Source organism: Corallococcus terminator (genome assembly GCF_049194865.1).
GTDB lineage: Bacteria > Myxococcota > Myxococcia > Myxococcales > Myxococcaceae > Myxococcus > Myxococcus terminator_A.
Window position 1 is genome coordinate 377,616 of record NZ_JBLZWL010000001.1, and the last position, 15,126, is coordinate 392,741.

Below are 15,126 nucleotides of genomic sequence, written 5' to 3' on the forward strand. Positions count from 1 at the left end.
GAGAGGGCCGAGGTGAACCACTTCAGCGACGCGACCTCCTCCACGACTCCCGCCGTCAGGTCTCGAGGACGAGACGGCGGGCGCCAGGGTGCGCCGTCCTCCGCTCATCAGAGGAAGATGTTCTCCGGCGCGGGAACCACGGTCCGGACCTCGGAGCCAAGCGAGCCAGCGCCGGGCGTGAGAATGGGGGAACCACCGCCACCGTCTCCGCCATCGCCGCCCATCGCGCCGCCGCCGCCGCCCGCCGAGACGGAGACGCTCGAGCCCTGGGGAGGAGCGTTGGTACCCGCCGCTCCACCAGTCACGTCGAGGGTGCCCGTCACGGTGGGGCTGAGGCTGGAGAGCAGGTGGACGATGCCACCGCCGCCACCACCGCCACCACCCTTGCCCACTCCCCCCCCGTTGTTGCCATTGCCTCCCGCGGCGCCCGCCGCGCGGATGGCGCCGCCCACCGTCACGCTGGCCTTGCCCACGATGACGACGACACCGCCACCACCACCGCCCGCGCCAGGGGTGTTGGCCAAGGTGCCTCCAGCCCCGCCGCTCGCGACGATGCTGCCGCCCGGAGGCACCCGCACGTTGCCCTGTGCGAGGATGACCAGCGAGCCACCTCCTCCGCCTCCGCTCACCCCGACGGTCTTCGCGCCAGAGCCACCACCCTGGGGACCCGGACGCAGCAACTGCGCGGCCTGGAGGGCCGGCAGACCCAGGCCTCGCTGCGGCTCGCCAGCGGCGGCCCGCGACACGCCCGCCGTCGCGGGACCCGCGCCGCTGTCTTCGGTGCCAGGGGAGACGGTGATGGTGCCGGAGACGGTGACATCACCCGTGGCACGGATGACCGTGCCGCTGGGGAGACGGAGCTCTCCAGCGATGGTCACGTTCGTGAACTGGAGGTGCTGCCGCCCTGCCCCCAGGTTGGTGATACCCGCGGCCGTGGAGAGGTCGAGCGTGCTGCCCAGGCCGACGTTGAGCAAGCCACCCGAGCCGTCACCGTAGACGCCCGTCGAACCCGCCGGCCCCTGCGGACCCGTCGCGCCCACCGGACCCTGCGCGCCCGTCGCACCGGGATTGCCCGTCGCACCGGTGGTGCCCGGCGTACCCTGCGCGCCCGTCGCACCGGGAGTGCCCTGCGGCCCCTGGGGCCCCGCGCACACGTACCGCGTCAGCGCCGCGTTGACCTCACCGGCGTCCAGCGTGCCGTTGCCGTTGGCGTCCTGGCCGAACTGGAGCCGCACACCGCCGGTGGCGCAGTTGGCGCCCGCCGGCTCGACGGCCGTCGCCGCCACCGAGTGGATGCCCGCGGCGCCCTGCGGACCCGTCTGCCCTTGAGGACCTTGCGAGCCCGGGTTGCCCTGCGGACCCTGGGGCCCCGCGCACACGTACCGCGTCAGCGTCGCGTTGACCTCACCGGTATCCAGCGTGCCATTGCGGTTGGCGTCCACGCCCACTTCCAGCTTCACGCCGCCGGTGGCGCAGTTGGCCCCGGTCCCTTCAGCCGACGTGCGCACCAGCGCGCTCAGACCCGTGGTGCCCTGCTGTCCCTCCGGGCCCTCCGGACCCGTCCCGCCCTGAGGCCCTTGCGGCCCCACCGGACCCGCCGGCCCCACTGGACCCGCGGGGCCCACGCCGCCCGTCGCGCCGGTCTCCCCCCGCGGTCCCTGGACGCCCTGCTGTCCCTGCGGACCTTGCGGACCCTCGGCGCCCCGAGGACCTTCGGCGCCTCGCGGGCCCTCGACGCCCCGCGGTCCCAGCTCGCCGTTGCACGCGTAGCTGGTGACATCCACCTCGTCGTCATCCAGGTCGCCGTCCTCGTTGTCGTCGACGCCCGCCTCCAGCTTCACGCCGCCGGTGGCGCAGTTGGCACCCGCGAGCTCCGCGGACGTGCGGGCCACGGCGGGCTTTCCTTCCTCACCCCGGGGCCCATTGGCGGGACCCTGAGGGCCCTCGGGGCCCTGCGGCCCCACTGGACCGACCGGACCTACGTCGCCGTTGTCTCCCTTGGGGCCCACCCCGCCCTGAGCACCCTCTGGACCCGAGGCGCCTTGAGCGCCCGTTGCACCTACGGGACCCGCGGGACCTTGCGGCCCCTGTGGACCTTGAGGTCCCTGCGAGCCTTCTTCACACGCGGACAACAGCAACATCGCCGTCATCGGTAGCGCGCGGAGGCCCCGCGTCCAGTACGTGGGGTGTCGCCAGTTCATATGAGCCATGGGGTGGATCTCCTCGTCGTGCAACTCCGGGCCGAAGCCCAGAGCAAGTCACGAGCCAGGATGGATTGACTGGGGGTGCACGCCCCACTCAGCAGGGCGTGAGGGATTGTGGCTCGAAAGGCATTCGAGAAAACAGCCCTCCCCACGCGTTCCGAGCGAACGCACCTCGCGTCACATTGGAACGCATGACGCGACGGGGCAGGTGACACCCGCCGCTCACGCCCACTCTGGAAGCAGGCGTCCCACAGCGCTTCCCGACTCCAAAGCGACCCATGGACGAAGCGTGGCCGATGCTTTGCTCAGGAGACAGACGCGTGCTGGGTTTCGCGTGAAACACACACACTCAAGCAACGAAAGGCGTACACGTGTCCGAGCCATTTGTCGGTGAAATCGTGATGTTCGCGGGAAACTTCGCTCCGCGTGGCTGGGCGTTCTGCCAGGGCCAGATTCTCCCCATCGCGCAGAACACCGCGCTCTTCTCCCTCCTGGGTACGACGTATGGAGGCAACGGGACGACGACCTTCGCGCTGCCGGACCTGCGCGGTCGCTATCCGATGCAGCCCGGGCAGGGGCCGGGGCTGTCACCTCGAACCCTGGGAGAGCAGGGCGGGGCGGAGACGGTGACGCTGATTTCGACGCAGATGCCGGCGCACAACCACACCCTCAACGTCAGCTCGCAGCAAGGCGACACGGAGACGCCCATCGGCGTGGTGCTGGCGACGGACAGCACCGCGACGGTCCTCAACTACCGGGCCGCGCCCATCGACGGGACGATGAACCCGGCGGCCATCGGCATCGCGGGCGGCAACCAGCCGCACAACAACATGTCTCCGTTCCTGGCCATCAACTTCATCATCGCGATGGAAGGCGTCTTCCCTTCGCGCACCTGAGGTCGAGCGTCACGAGCCGGGCGCGCCTCTCCAGGAGGGGCGTGTGTGGCATCGTCAGTGTCAGCGATTGAACACGCCGTGCCGGCGGTCCCAGGCACGGGTGGGGCCGACCTGACATCCACCGGTGTCCGGGTGCGGGGAGGCTGGCATCCAGGCGAGGCACTGCATACCCCCACGAGGCAGGCGTGTGTCGCGTGGGGGTACGGGTGGCGGAGCAGGGAGAAACGAGACAGGGCTCCCAGGTGACACCGAAGACGGTGTTCACGGTGTGCTTCGTGGTGCTGGCGGTGCTGGTGCTCGTGGTGCTGGTGGTGCGCACGCGGGTCGCCCTGACACTGACGGGCATCGCGGCGCTGCTGGCCCTGGCGCTGGAGCACGGCGTCTCGCGGCTGGAGCGGTGGAAGATGCCGCGGGCGCTGGCCATCGCGACGATGTTGCTCGCCGCGCTGACGGTGTTGGGGTTGCTGGCGCTGCTGGTGATTCCGGCGGCGGCGGCGCAGGTGGATGCGCTGGTGGTGCAGTGGCCTCATCTCTGGCAGGAGGTGCGCGAGTCCCGTCCCTTCCGGGGAGTGAACGAGCGCCTGCAGAACCTCGGGTGGGCGCGGCAGCTCGAGGACGCCACGCCGGAGCTCGCCACGGGGACACTGCCGGGGCTCGTGGTGCGGGCCATTGGCAGCATGGTGGGGCTCGTGGGTGGGGCGCTCAGCGTCTTCTTCCTCGTCGTCTTCATGCTCGTCTTTGGCGGCGGCCTGCTGAAGCGGCTGCTGGACTTGCCCAAGCCGGAGCACCGGATGCGCTACGTGCGCGTGCTGCGCAACGTGTACCGGGCCACCGGCGGGTACCTGATGGGGCTCACGCTCATCTGCACCTTCAACGCGCTGCTCACGTCCACGGTGCTCGCGGCGCTGGGGGTGCCGTACTTCCTGGCCCTGGGCATCGTGAGCGGCTTCTCCAGCATGGTGCCCTACGCGGGGCCGGTGATGGCCGGTGGCCTCATCACGCTGCTGACGTGGGCGACGGGCGGGATGTGGATGGCGGTGGGGGTGCTGACGTACTTCGTGCTGTACGGGCAGTTGGAGGGCAACGTGCTGGCGCCGCTCGTGTTCCGGCGCACGGTGCACGTCAACCCGCTGCTCATCCTGCTGGCGGTGCTGTTCTGCGCGGAGCTGGCGGGCGTCGTCGGCGCGGTGGTGGCGGTGCCCGTCGCGGCCACGGTGCAGATTCTCTTCCGGGAGATGCTCCTGTTCCGACAGGAGCGCCGCCTCGCCCGCGTGGGCGCCACCGTGTTACCGCCCGGGCCGTCCTGACGACACCGCGAGCGCCGCGCCGTCAGCCGCGAGCCACCTCGCGCAGTGAGTCCTCCACGCCGGCCAGCAGCTCGTCGAGCGCGGCGTCGGGGATGTTGAGCGCGGGCGCGATGTACACGGTGTCACCGAGCGGGCGCAGGTAGAGCCCGCGTCGCCGCGCCGCCTCGTACACGCGCCACCCGCTGCTCGCCAGGTAGCCCCCACCGCCCAGGTCCACCGCGCCCACCATGCCGATGGCGCGCGGACGCACCAGCCCGGGGAGCGTCGCGGCCATGCGCTCGAACGCGGCCTTCACCTTCGGCGCCTTGCGAGCCACCTGCCCCAGCACGTCCTCGTCGCGATACACGGCGAGGACCTCGCGAGCGACGGCCGCGCCCAGCGGATTGCCGCAGTAGGAGTGCCCGTAATACAGCGCGCGCGACGACGCGCCGAGGAAGCCGGAGAAGATGCGCTCGGACGCGAGCGTCACGGCGAACGGCATCAGTCCGCCCGAGAGCGCCTTGGCCAGACAGAGCAGGTCCGGCACCACGCCCGCCAGGTCCACGGCGAAGCGCGCCCCGGTGCGGCCCAGGCCGGTGAAGACCTCGTCGGCGATGAGGAAGGTGTCCACCGCGCGGGTGGCCTCGCGCACCGCGCGCAGGAAGTCCGGCGAGTACATCTGCATGCCCGCGGCGCCCTGGATGATGGGCTCCACGATGACGCCTGCAATCTCCTCCGGGTGCTCGCGCAGCGCGGCCTGCACCTGGGCGAAGGCGCGCTCCCAGCCGCCCTCCTCCGCGGGAGACGGCACGTGCACCACGTCGAAGAGGAGCGGTCCGAAGATTTCGCGGAACAGGGGCACGCCGCCCACGCTGGTGGAGCCGAGGGTCTCCCCGTGGAACGCGCCGGAGAGGGTGATGAAGCGCGTGCGCCGGGGCTGGCCATTCTGCGCCCAGTACTGGGCGGTCATCTTGATGGCCACCTCCACCGCGGTGCTGCCGTTGTCGGAGTAGAAGGCGCGCGTCAGCCGCTCACCGGCGGGCAGGTCCTGGCGGTCCGCGCCGGGGGCCAACGCCACCAGCTCCGAGGCGAGCGCGGCGGCGGGCTCGTGGGTGATGCCCGCGAGCGAGACATGGGGCAGTCGCCCGGCCTGCTCCGTGAGGGCGCGCAGGAGGCGCGGGTGGCGGTGGCCCAGGGTGGACACCCACCAGGAGCCATTCGCGTCGAGGTAGCGCCGGCCATCCACGTCGAAGAGGTAGGGCCCCTCCGCGCGAGAGATGACCAGCGGGTCCGTCCCCGCGATGTACGCCTCCATGGCGGTGTACGGGTGCCAGACGTGCCCCTTGTCCAGCTTGACGATGTCGGCCCGCTCCACGTGTGCACCCCTGTCGATGGCTGTGAGAGGTGCTCCGTACCGGAATTCGGGCCCCTGTCACCGCGCGTCATGCGCTGGCGCGGTGCGTCCGACTGATGGGGGCCTGAAGTCAGGGCTCACCCGGCCCCGCTCCGGGGGCACCTTCCGGCCTCGGATGACGTGGCCATGACATGGCCGGTGTTCTCCTGGCACTGACACCGACCCGGGAAAGCGCCATGGCCGTCCTCGTCTTCTTCATCTCGCACTGGCTGCTCTGTGTGTTCTTCCAGAGCTTCTTCCAGCACCGGTACTCCGCGCACCGCATGTACACCATGGGTCCGCGCACGGAGCGGGTGATGCACCTGCTCACCTACCTGGTGCAGGGCTCGTCGTACCTGTCGCCCAAGGCCTACGCGATTCTGCACCGCGAGCACCACGCCTTCTCGGACACGGAGAAGGACCCGCACTCGCCGCACTTCTTCACGGACGTGGTCCGGATGATGATGCACACGAAGAAGCGCTACGAGGACTACACGGCGGGCCGGGGGCAGCCGGAGGCTCGGTTCCTCGGCGGCTATCCCGAGTGGCCGCTGGTGGACGACACGCTGCGCACGTCCTGGCTGGCGACGCTGGGGTGGGTGGCGCTGTACACGGCGTTCTACGCGGCCTTCGCGACGGCGCCCTGGCAGTTCCTGCTGTTGCCGGTGCACTTCCTGATGGGCCCGGTGCACGGGGCCATCGTGAACTGGTGCGGGCACAAGTACGGCTACCGGAACTTCGACAGCAGCGACAAGTCGCGCAACACGCTGCCCGTCGAGCTGCTCTGCATGGGGGAGCTGTTCCAGAACAACCACCACAAGTTCGGCAGCAGCCCCAACTTCGCGGCGCGCAAGTTTGAAATCGACCCGACGTGGCAGGTGATGCGCGTGCTGGCGAAGCTGGGCGTCATCCGCATCGCCACGCCGCAGCGGGCGGTGTGGCCGGAGCCTCGCCGAGAGGCCGCGCACGACGCGGGCGCCGCCCGGGCGGCCTGAGTCCGTCGTCCCCGGGAACGGACCGAACCGGAGGGAAGAGGCCCACAAGCCTCCTCCCCCGGCGAACGGGCCTCCTGGCAGTCCGAGCAGGGCTGGGGTGAACGCAAGCCCACGGCCAGGCGGCGCGAACGCGGGGCGCGCGTTAAAACCTCCCCCCGTGCCCACAGACACTCCCCTCCGCCCCCGCATCCTCGACGCAGTGACGGCCGTCCCGGCCGCTGACTGGGACGCTCTCGCCGGTCCGGACGCGCCACCCTTCGCGCGCCATGCGTGGCTGGCGGCGATGGAGGAGAGCGGCAGCGCCACCGCGGAGACAGGGTGGGCGCCGCACCACCTGACGCTGTGGCGAGGCCCCAAGCTGGTGGCCGCCGCGCCCGCCTATCTGAAGTCCCACAGCATGGGCGAGTACATCTACGACTTCGGGTGGGCGGATGCCGCCGCCCGGCTCGGCGTGGAGTACTACCCGAAGCTCATCGTCGGAGGACCGCTGTCACCGGCCACGGTGCCGCGCATGCTCATCGCGGAAGGCGAGGACGTGCCCGCGCTGCGCAAGGCGCTGCTGTCCGTGGCGGTGGAGAGCGCGCAAGAGGCGGGCTGCTCGTCGGTGCACATCCTCTACCCGACGGACGAGGAGGCGGACTTCCTGGAGGCGCAGGGGCTGGCCCGGAGAGTCACGCTCCAGTTCCAGTGGAAGAACCCGGGCTACGCCAGCTACGACGAATACCTGTCGCGCTTCGACTCCAAGCGACGCAATCAGTTCAAGCGCGAGCGGGCGGCGGCGGCCACGCAGGGAATCACGCTGCGCACGGTGCGAACCACGGAGTTGACGCCGGCGCACGCGAAGCGCGCGTACGGGTTCTACGAGGCCACGTGCGAGCGACACTCCTGGGGCCGGGTGCAGCTCACGCCGGGCTTCTTCTCGCGCATCTTCAAGGCCCTGCCGGACACGGTGGAGATGGTGGAGGCGGTGCGCGAGGGGCGCGTCATCGCGGGGGCCTTCAACCTGGCGACGAAGGAGCGGCTCTACGGACGCTACTGGGGGAGCACCGAGGAGCACCCGTTCCTGCACTTCCACGTGTGCCTGTACCACTCGGTGGACGACTGCATCCGCGCGGGGCGCAAGGTCTTCGAGCCGGGCGCGGGCGGCGAGCACAAGGTGTCCCGGGGCTTCGAGCCCACGGCGGTGCACAGCGCGCACGTGATTTTCGACCGCCGGCTGGACGGCGCGGTGCGCGACCACGTGCGGCGCGAGCGGGCACGGCTGAACATGGCCGTGCAAGAGGCGGAGCAGATTTCAGGCCTCAAGCCCTGGCCCCTGCCGAAGACCTAGACAGCGCTCGGGCCAATCCCAGACAGGCGCCCTGCTCACCGCACCGGGTGCGTCGTCCAGCGCTTCCCGTCCACGCTCGAAGCCAGCACATGGCTCCCGGCCAGCCACAGCCGGTCATTTCCAACGACGAGCCGGCCCACGTCCGACACGTTCCTCGCCACGGACGACTCCTTGGGAACAGCACACCGCTCGAAGCCCGAGGCGTCCACGCGGTAGACGTTGTCCTCATCCGCCACGAAGAACTCGCCACCCCACCGCTCGGCCGAGTGGATGCGACCGACGCGAGCGACGACGCGACACGCCTCCGCCGTGCCCAGGATGACATCCCCCTGCGTCGTCCCGGCGACCACCTCGCCCGAGGGGAAACACCGCACGAACGACACCTCCCCGCGCGGGAACGAGTGGACCTCGCGCCAGCCCCCCTCCCCATGCATCCAGATGCTCTGGCCGCCCGCGTAGAGCACCCGCGCCCCATCCGCTCCTGGACAGCTGTCCAGCGCGAGCACCCGCCCCGGCAACTGTCCCAGGGACTGCGTCCAGCGCATGGCCCCCTCCGCGCGCACGAGCAGCCCCACCTCCGCGGGCGAGTCGAGCTCGAAACCTCGGCTCCCCGCCATCACGATGTCCTCACCGCTGAAGCACACCCGCGTCTCCACCAGCCCCTCTGGAACGCCCTCGTACTCCAGCGGCTCCCACTTCCCGCTTTCGCTCGAACGGATGGCCACGAAGTGCGCCGAGCCGCCATACGAGACCAACGCTCCATGGCGGTTGGATCCCAATCGACACAGGGCGTCGATGGTCCCCACCACCACCACCGCCTCCAGGGTCCACGCGCCCGCCGTGCGCACCGCTACATGCTGGTAATCATCCACCTCGAACCTGGCGTCGTCCGGGTCGCAGTCGGAGTCGACCAGGCCCCAGTACGCCTCCGCGTCCACGGGCTGGTTCCACTCCTGGACCGGGCCCGGCCCGCCTCCGAAATCATTGTCCGGGTGGGGGTGGCTGACGACCAGCATCAGCTCCTGCTCGTCATGGATGCAGCCCCCCGATACGACTCCTCGAAAAGCATGCTCCACGCGGCGCCTCCCAGGCGGAAACCTCGTCCCCCCGCCTATCCCACCGAGGGGGAACAGGCCAGCGACCCCTGCCCTCCCGGGGGCCTCGGGGGGCAACCAGGAGGGTGGGCCCCTGTTTCCCATCTGCCAGCCGCGAGAGGGGACCCTCACGTGGAAGTTGTGAAACCGGGGTGACCCTCTAGAGTGGGGCCGTCATGAAAGCACCGGAGACGAACGAAGACTTCATCCAGTGGTACGAAGACTGCTGGGCGGACCGCGATGAAGTCGAGTACCCCAAGATGTTCGGCGCCATTGATGAAGGCGTCTTCACGCTCGACCAGACGGATGCCATCCAGGCCTGGATGGAGAGCGACCTCGCGCAGGTAGAAGGTGAAGCGGACCCCAACTGGGGACCCATGGGTGTGCGCGCCGCGCCACCGAGCCCGGACTACCCCTACTGGACCTACGTCACCAGCGGGCTGTCCAATCCCTTCACCGTGGCCCCTGGTGAGGAGTTCCCCGACGAGTCACCGAGTGGCATCGGCTACGAGATGGTCATCCACACACCGGAACAGGCCAAGTGGCCCGTATTCCGGCTGTTGGACATGATGGCCTACAACCTCGTGACGTTGCGCGCCTTCGCCCTCAACCACCGCTACCCGGTGGAAGGCACGCTCGACGGCGGGGACTCCAAGCTGGGCGGCTTCGTCTTCGTCAGGGACCCGTCCCGCCCCGACCACTTCACCCTGCCCAGCGGCAAGGTGGAGCTGCTCACGCTCGTGGGCGTCACCAAGAACGAGATGGCCTTCGCGCGCTCCAACGGCCTGGACAAGCTGATGGAGAAGCTGATTGCCGCCGGCACCGGGTACATCACCCACCCGGACCGCGAGGAAGTGAAGCTGTAGTCACCCGCTCCGAGCCACGCGCGCCAGCGGCTCCAAGGCCCTGGCGCGCGGTGGTGCTCCCTCCACCAGCGCCCGCAGCGTGCCCGGGTCGAACGGCTTCTCGATTCGAGGCAGCGGCACCGTCTGCAGGAACGTGCGGGCCCGCTCGGTGAACGCGCCGCCCGTCATGAAGACGAAGCGCGACAGCAGCTCCGGCCCGCGCGACAGCAGCTCCGCGTGCAGGTCCATCCCCGTCACGTCCGCCATCATCAAGTCACAGAAGACGCGGTCGAAGTCCGCGTCCTGCTCCAGCAGCGCCAGCGCTTCCCGCCCGCTGTGCCGCACCACCACCTCGTGGTGCTTGCCCAACAGCCGCCGCAGGAGCGACGCGAGCTGCGGCTCGTCGTCCACCACCAGCACCCGCTTGCGCACGGGCACGTCCTGCGTCGCGCCCTTCGCCACCGCGTCCGGCACCGCCTCCGTCACCGGCAGGCGCACGCTGAAGGTGCTGCCCACGCCCGGCGTCGTGCTGACGGTGAGCTCTCCGCGCATGCTGCGCACCATGCCCAGGCTCGTGGACAACCCCAGCCCGCTGCCCTCGCCCACCGCGCGCGTGGTGAAGAACGGCTCGAAGACGCGCTCGGCCACCTCGGGCGTCATGCCGTGTCCCGTGTCCGACACCTCCACCACCACCCACGGCCCCACCACGCGAGTGGAGAGCGTGACGCGATGCCGGGTGAAGTCCCCCTCCGGAATCGCATGCGCCGCGTTGACGAGCAGGTGCAGGAACACCTGCCCCAGCCGCGCCTCGTGCGCCATGACGGTGGGCACCTCGGCGAAGCGGCGCTCCACCTCCGCGCGGTAGCGCAGGTGCGGCATGGCCATGGCGAGGCCGAACTCCAGCGCCGCGTGCACGTCCACCGGGGACAGGTGCGGCTCGTCCGCGCGGGCGAACGTCTGCAAGTCACGGACGATGACGCGGATGCGCTCGGCGCCCTCTCGGGCCTCGCGCAGCGCCTCCAGCGCCTCGGCCAGGGGCGCGTTCTTCCCGAGGGCGCCCACCTCCATCGACAGCTCCAACTGCTCCAGCGCGAACTGGAGGTTGCCGCTGACATAGGAGAGCGGGTTGTTGATTTCGTGGCCCACGCCCTCGGCGAGCTGCCCCGCCATGGCCAGCTTCTCCGACTGCACCAGGCGCTCGCGCGCGGCGACCAGCTCCTCGGTGCGCTCGCGCACGAGGGCCTCCGCCTCCAGTCGTCCGGAGTGCTCGCGCGTCAGCAGCGCATCGCGCTCCGCCTCCGCGCGCTTCTTGCCGGTGATGTCGCGCGAGAAGACGGAGACGTTCTGCCCCGAGCACCAGGCGTGCACCTCGTGCCACCGGTCCGGGGAGGTGCGCACCTCGAAGATGGTGGAGGAGCCCTCGGCGGCCACGCGGCGCAGCTCGCGCTCGAACAAGGTGCCGACCAGCTCCGGACACGCCTGCCAGAGCAGCCGGCGGAAGACCTGCTCCTGCGTGCGGCCGGTGATTTCGGCGGCCTGCCGGTTGACGTAGGTGATGCGCCACTCGGCATCCACGGTGAAGAAGGCCTCGGGCGTGCTCTCCAGCACGTCGCGCACCCAGTCCAGCGTGTCGCGCAGGCCCTCTTCCATGCGCAGGGCGCTGGTGACGTCGCGCAGGCGCAGCAGCACGCCGTCCCGCAGGGGCACCGCGGTGCCGAGCAGCCACGCGTCGCCTTCCGGGAAGCTGTCCGCGGCGGGTCGACCTGACTCCACCACCTGCTTGAGCACCGCCAGCCGTCCGCCCAGGCCCGCGATGGGGGAGATGTCCTTCAGCCGCAAGCCGCGCAGCGAGTCCGTGCCCCGCCCCAGCGCGCGCGACGCGGCGGGGTTGGACCAGAGCCACTCGAAGTCGGTGATGACGCCGGACTCGTCGCGCACGGCGCGCAACACCATGCACCCTTCCGAGTCATGGCGCTCCGCTTCCTCCAGCGCATCCAGCAGCGCATCCGCGCTCGGGCCTGCCTGTTTCGTGTCCGTCGCCGACATGCCCCGCCCACTCCGAGCACCCACAGCTCCCGGAGGCAAAAACTCCGAAACCCCATCACGGGGCGGCAATTCCTGGAAACGTCCGGAGTCCCCGCATGTCGCCATGAAAGGGCGGCAGGCACAAGCCGAGGCTGCGAGACACACATCTGCCTCCCTGACACCTTGGAGCACCGGGTTGAATACGATGAACCTACCTCTCGCGTGTCCCCTTCTTTTCAGGGAGCGGACCAGGATGCGCCTCTCGACATGACGCCCACGCTCATCACCTCCGTCCGCTTCACGCCGCTCGACTTGCCGCTGACGGAGCCCTTCGCCATCGCCACGGGGGCGCAGCACGTCGCCCAGAATGTGCTGGTGCGGTTGACGCTCGCGGACGGCACGGTGGGGCTGGGCGAGGCGGCGCCCTTCCCCGCGGTGAGTGGGGAGACACAGTCGAGCACGCTCGCGGCGCTGGAGGCGGTGCACGCGGGGCTGTTGGGCAAGGACGTGCGTGCGTGGCGGCCGTTGTCGGAGTGGCTCGGTGACGGGCTCGCGCTGGCGCCAGCGGGACGCGCGGGGGTGGAGATGGCGGTGCTGGATGCGCTGGCTCGGCATCACCGCGTGCCGCTGTACGTCATGTTTGGAGGCGCGGGGACGGCGCTGGACATCGACATGACGGTGACGGCGGGGGACGTGCCGCACGCGGCGGAGTCGGCGCGGGCCATCTTGAAGCGGGGCATCACCACGCTGAAGGTGAAGGTGGGGGCGCTGGCGCCGGACGAGGACGCGGCGCGGATGGTGGCGATTCACGAAGTCGCGCCCCAGGCGCGGCTGTTCGCGGATGCGAATGGCGGTTACGACGTGGCGGAGGCGCTGGCGTTCCTGAAGGAGCTGGAGCGGGCGGACGTGCCGCTCGCGTTGCTGGAGCAGCCGGTGCCGGCGGCGGACTTCGCGGGCATGGCGGAGGTCTCCCGGCGCTCCAAGGTGCGCATCTGCGCGGACGAGTCAGCGCGCTCGGCGAGGGACGTGCTGCGGCTCATCCGTGAAGGGGCGGCGCACGGCATCAACATCAAGACGATGAAGTGCGGCGTGGTGGAGGCGCTGACGATGTGGAGTCTGGCGCGAGCGGCGGGGCTGGAGTTGATGGTGGGGGGGATGGTGGAGAGCGTGCTGGCGATGAGCGCGTCGGCGCATCTGGCGGCGGGGCTGGGCGGCTTCACGTACGCGGACCTGGACACGCCGCTGTTCATCGCGCGGCATCCGTTCCAGGGAGGGCTGCGCTACGAGGGTGCGCGGCTGCACCTGGACGCGGAGGCGGTGGGGCACGGCGTCACGCTGGCATGACTCGGGCATGGACCGTCGAGTTAGGATGGAGCCATGAGCGTGGCCGTCTGTGTGGGATGCGGCGAGACGAAGGAAGGCGCTTTCGACCCGTGTGACGGCTGCGGACTGGACCCCGCTCGCGGTGGGACGGACCGGATGCTCCAGGCGCGCAGCCTGCTGCTCTCGGAGCGGTTCTTCGCCGAGGCGGCGCTGAAGGAGTTCGGGCGGAAGATTCGGATGGGCGAGCCGGTGAGCTACGACACGGGGCAGATGTCGCAGCTCGTGGAGGAGCTGAAGACGCAGAAGTTGCCCGTCATCTCCCGTGCGTCGCCGGGCTGCTCCATCGTGACGTGGAGCATGCTGGGCATGTTGCTGGTGCTGGCGGCGGGGATTGCGTACCTGTACGGCAACTGGAAGCACTGAGACGGGTTCAGCGAGGCGAGAGCGCGACCGACGCCACGTCGAGCGCCTTGTCGAGCTGCGGGTCCTTGCCGGAGGCGAAGGGGAGCGAGTCGGGGACCTCCACGTCCACGGGGACGCCCTGGCCTTCGAGGCGGACGCCGTCGACTTCGATGTCCTCCACGGCGAGGTAGAGCAGGTCGCCGCTGGACAGGCGCAGCGGAGTGCCGGCGAGGACGGCGCCCGCGGTGCGCTGACCGACGAGGGTGGCCAGGGCGTGCTGTTTCATGACGAGGGCCACCATCTCCTTGCCGCTGCGGGAGTTGCCATTGACGAGCAGGACGACGGGCTTGCGCCAGGTGGCGGACCAGGCGTTGCGACGGCCCTCGCGGCTGATGCTGGTGAAGACAGGGACGGTGCGGTTGAAGAGGTTGAGGAAGGTGGGATTGCAGCCGCCCCAGCCATCTCGGAAGTCGATGACCAGTGCATCGGCGGAGGAGAAGTCTCCGGCGAGAGTCTCCTCGAGCAGGTCCTGGTGCTCGGGACCGGCGCACGAGTAGAGCTGCTGGTAGGCCACGCGATGGCCGTCCCGTACGACGATGCGCGAGCTGGCCTTCTGGGTGTCGAGCCACTCGGTCTTCGGGTTGATGAGGCGAGGAGTGATGGAGAGGGTGAGCGGGGTGGCGCCCTGGGTGCGCTCGATGGAGAAGCGCGTGGGCTTGCCGGCGCGTTTCGTGAGGGTGCTCACTGATTTGAAGGGCTGGCCCTCGACGGAGATGAGTCGGTCACCCCGAAGCAGACCGGCCTTGGCGGCGGGGCCGTTGGCGAAGACGTGGCGGACGAAGAAGCCGTCGGGGGTCTCCAGGACATCGGCGCCGATGCTGGGAGCGTCGACCTTGGGGAGCTTGAGGTAGTGCTGGAAGATGGAGGAGAGGCCGGCGTAGCCCTCGCTGCCGCGCGGGTAGAAGGCGGTGTGGGAGGCGTTGAGCTCGGCGAGGGCGGCGCGCGTGAGGCGGGCGAAGTCTTCTTCGTTGGTGGCGGCGGCGCCGTAGCCCTGGTGCTTGGTGGCCCAGGCCTCGCCCCGCTTCGCGTCATGGAAGCGCTTGCGGACGTGTTCGACGACTTCGTCACCGGGCTTCAGGAACGGGGGCGCGGGCCGCGAGGACTGCGCTCCGGTGGCGAACAAGGCGCAGACCATGACCACGAGCCATGGGCCGCCTCGCCCCCATGTCCAAGCTCCACGCATGTTGAGAAGCGTCACTCGGCCTCCATTGGTGCATCCATGGCTCTGGACCCACGGACATCCTGGCACTGCTTTCCTGGGATGCATCCAGCG

General features: G+C 70.2%; 12 protein-coding genes. 7 read left to right on the forward strand and 5 right to left on the reverse strand.

The window, feature by feature from the left end:
- Positions 1-107 precede the first annotated feature (107 nt).
- Complete coding sequence (locus ACN469_RS01670) at positions 108-1,892, reverse strand: DUF7151 family protein (protein WP_498763438.1); 1,785 nt, start codon at positions 1,890-1,892, stop codon at positions 108-110.
- Between the two features lie 683 nt (positions 1,893-2,575).
- Here ACN469_RS01670 and ACN469_RS01675 point away from each other — a divergent pair.
- Both ACN469_RS01675 and ACN469_RS01680 read left to right on the forward strand, forming a co-directional pair.
- Positions 2,576-3,100, forward strand: a complete 525-nt coding sequence (locus tag ACN469_RS01675) for a phage tail protein (RefSeq protein ID WP_498763440.1) — start codon at positions 2,576-2,578, stop codon at positions 3,098-3,100.
- Between the two features lie 242 nt (positions 3,101-3,342).
- Positions 3,343-4,407 carry an AI-2E family transporter gene (locus tag ACN469_RS01680; protein ID WP_498763442.1) on the forward strand — a complete coding sequence of 355 codons (1,065 nt, stop codon included), beginning with the start codon at positions 3,343-3,345 and terminating at the stop codon, positions 4,405-4,407.
- Positions 4,408-4,429: 22 nt separating this feature from the next.
- Here the strand turns inward: ACN469_RS01680 and bioA are convergent, their stop codons facing one another.
- Positions 4,430-5,761, reverse strand: a complete 1,332-nt coding sequence (gene bioA, locus ACN469_RS01685; protein WP_498763444.1) for an adenosylmethionine--8-amino-7-oxononanoate transaminase — start codon at positions 5,759-5,761, stop codon at positions 4,430-4,432.
- Positions 5,762-5,976: 215 nt separating this feature from the next.
- On the opposite strand from bioA, the gene ACN469_RS01690 reads away from it, so the two are divergent.
- Positions 5,977-6,774 (forward strand): acyl-CoA desaturase, encoded by a 798-nt coding sequence (locus tag ACN469_RS01690; protein WP_498763446.1) that lies wholly within the window; start codon positions 5,977-5,979, stop codon positions 6,772-6,774.
- A gap of 157 nt (positions 6,775-6,931) precedes the next feature.
- Positions 6,932-8,104: a GNAT family N-acetyltransferase gene (locus ACN469_RS01695; RefSeq protein WP_498763447.1), complete on the forward strand. Its 1,173-nt coding sequence runs from the start codon at positions 6,932-6,934 to the stop codon at positions 8,102-8,104.
- A 35-nt stretch (positions 8,105-8,139) separates the two neighbouring features.
- On the opposite strand, the gene ACN469_RS01700 is transcribed toward ACN469_RS01695, so the two are convergent.
- Positions 8,140-9,180 (reverse strand): hypothetical protein, encoded by a 1,041-nt coding sequence (locus ACN469_RS01700; RefSeq protein ID WP_498763449.1) that lies wholly within the window; start codon positions 9,178-9,180, stop codon positions 8,140-8,142.
- Positions 9,181-9,374: 194 nt separating this feature from the next.
- Here ACN469_RS01700 and ACN469_RS01705 point away from each other — a divergent pair, with 194 nt between their 5' ends.
- Positions 9,375-10,064, forward strand: coding sequence for a suppressor of fused domain protein (locus ACN469_RS01705; RefSeq protein ID WP_498763451.1), 690 nt, complete (start codon positions 9,375-9,377; stop codon positions 10,062-10,064).
- On the opposite strand, the gene ACN469_RS01710 is transcribed toward ACN469_RS01705, so the two are convergent.
- Positions 10,065-12,089 carry a PAS domain-containing sensor histidine kinase gene (locus tag ACN469_RS01710; protein WP_498763452.1) on the reverse strand — a complete coding sequence of 675 codons (2,025 nt, stop codon included), beginning with the start codon at positions 12,087-12,089 and terminating at the stop codon, positions 10,065-10,067. It abuts the gene before it with no gap.
- A gap of 246 nt (positions 12,090-12,335) precedes the next feature.
- Here ACN469_RS01710 and ACN469_RS01715 point away from each other — a divergent pair, with 246 nt between their 5' ends.
- Positions 12,336-13,412 (forward strand): dipeptide epimerase, encoded by a 1,077-nt coding sequence (locus tag ACN469_RS01715; RefSeq protein ID WP_498763453.1) that lies wholly within the window; start codon positions 12,336-12,338, stop codon positions 13,410-13,412.
- 33 nt (positions 13,413-13,445) lie between these two features.
- Entirely contained in the window at positions 13,446-13,814 is a 369-nt protein-coding gene (locus tag ACN469_RS01720) for a hypothetical protein (RefSeq protein ID WP_498763455.1), read from the forward strand.
- Positions 13,815-13,821: 7 nt separating this feature from the next.
- On the opposite strand, the gene ACN469_RS01725 is transcribed toward ACN469_RS01720, so the two are convergent.
- Positions 13,822-14,988, reverse strand: coding sequence for a S41 family peptidase (locus ACN469_RS01725; protein WP_498763456.1), 1,167 nt, complete (start codon positions 14,986-14,988; stop codon positions 13,822-13,824).
- Between the last annotated feature and the right edge of the window lie 138 nt (positions 14,989-15,126).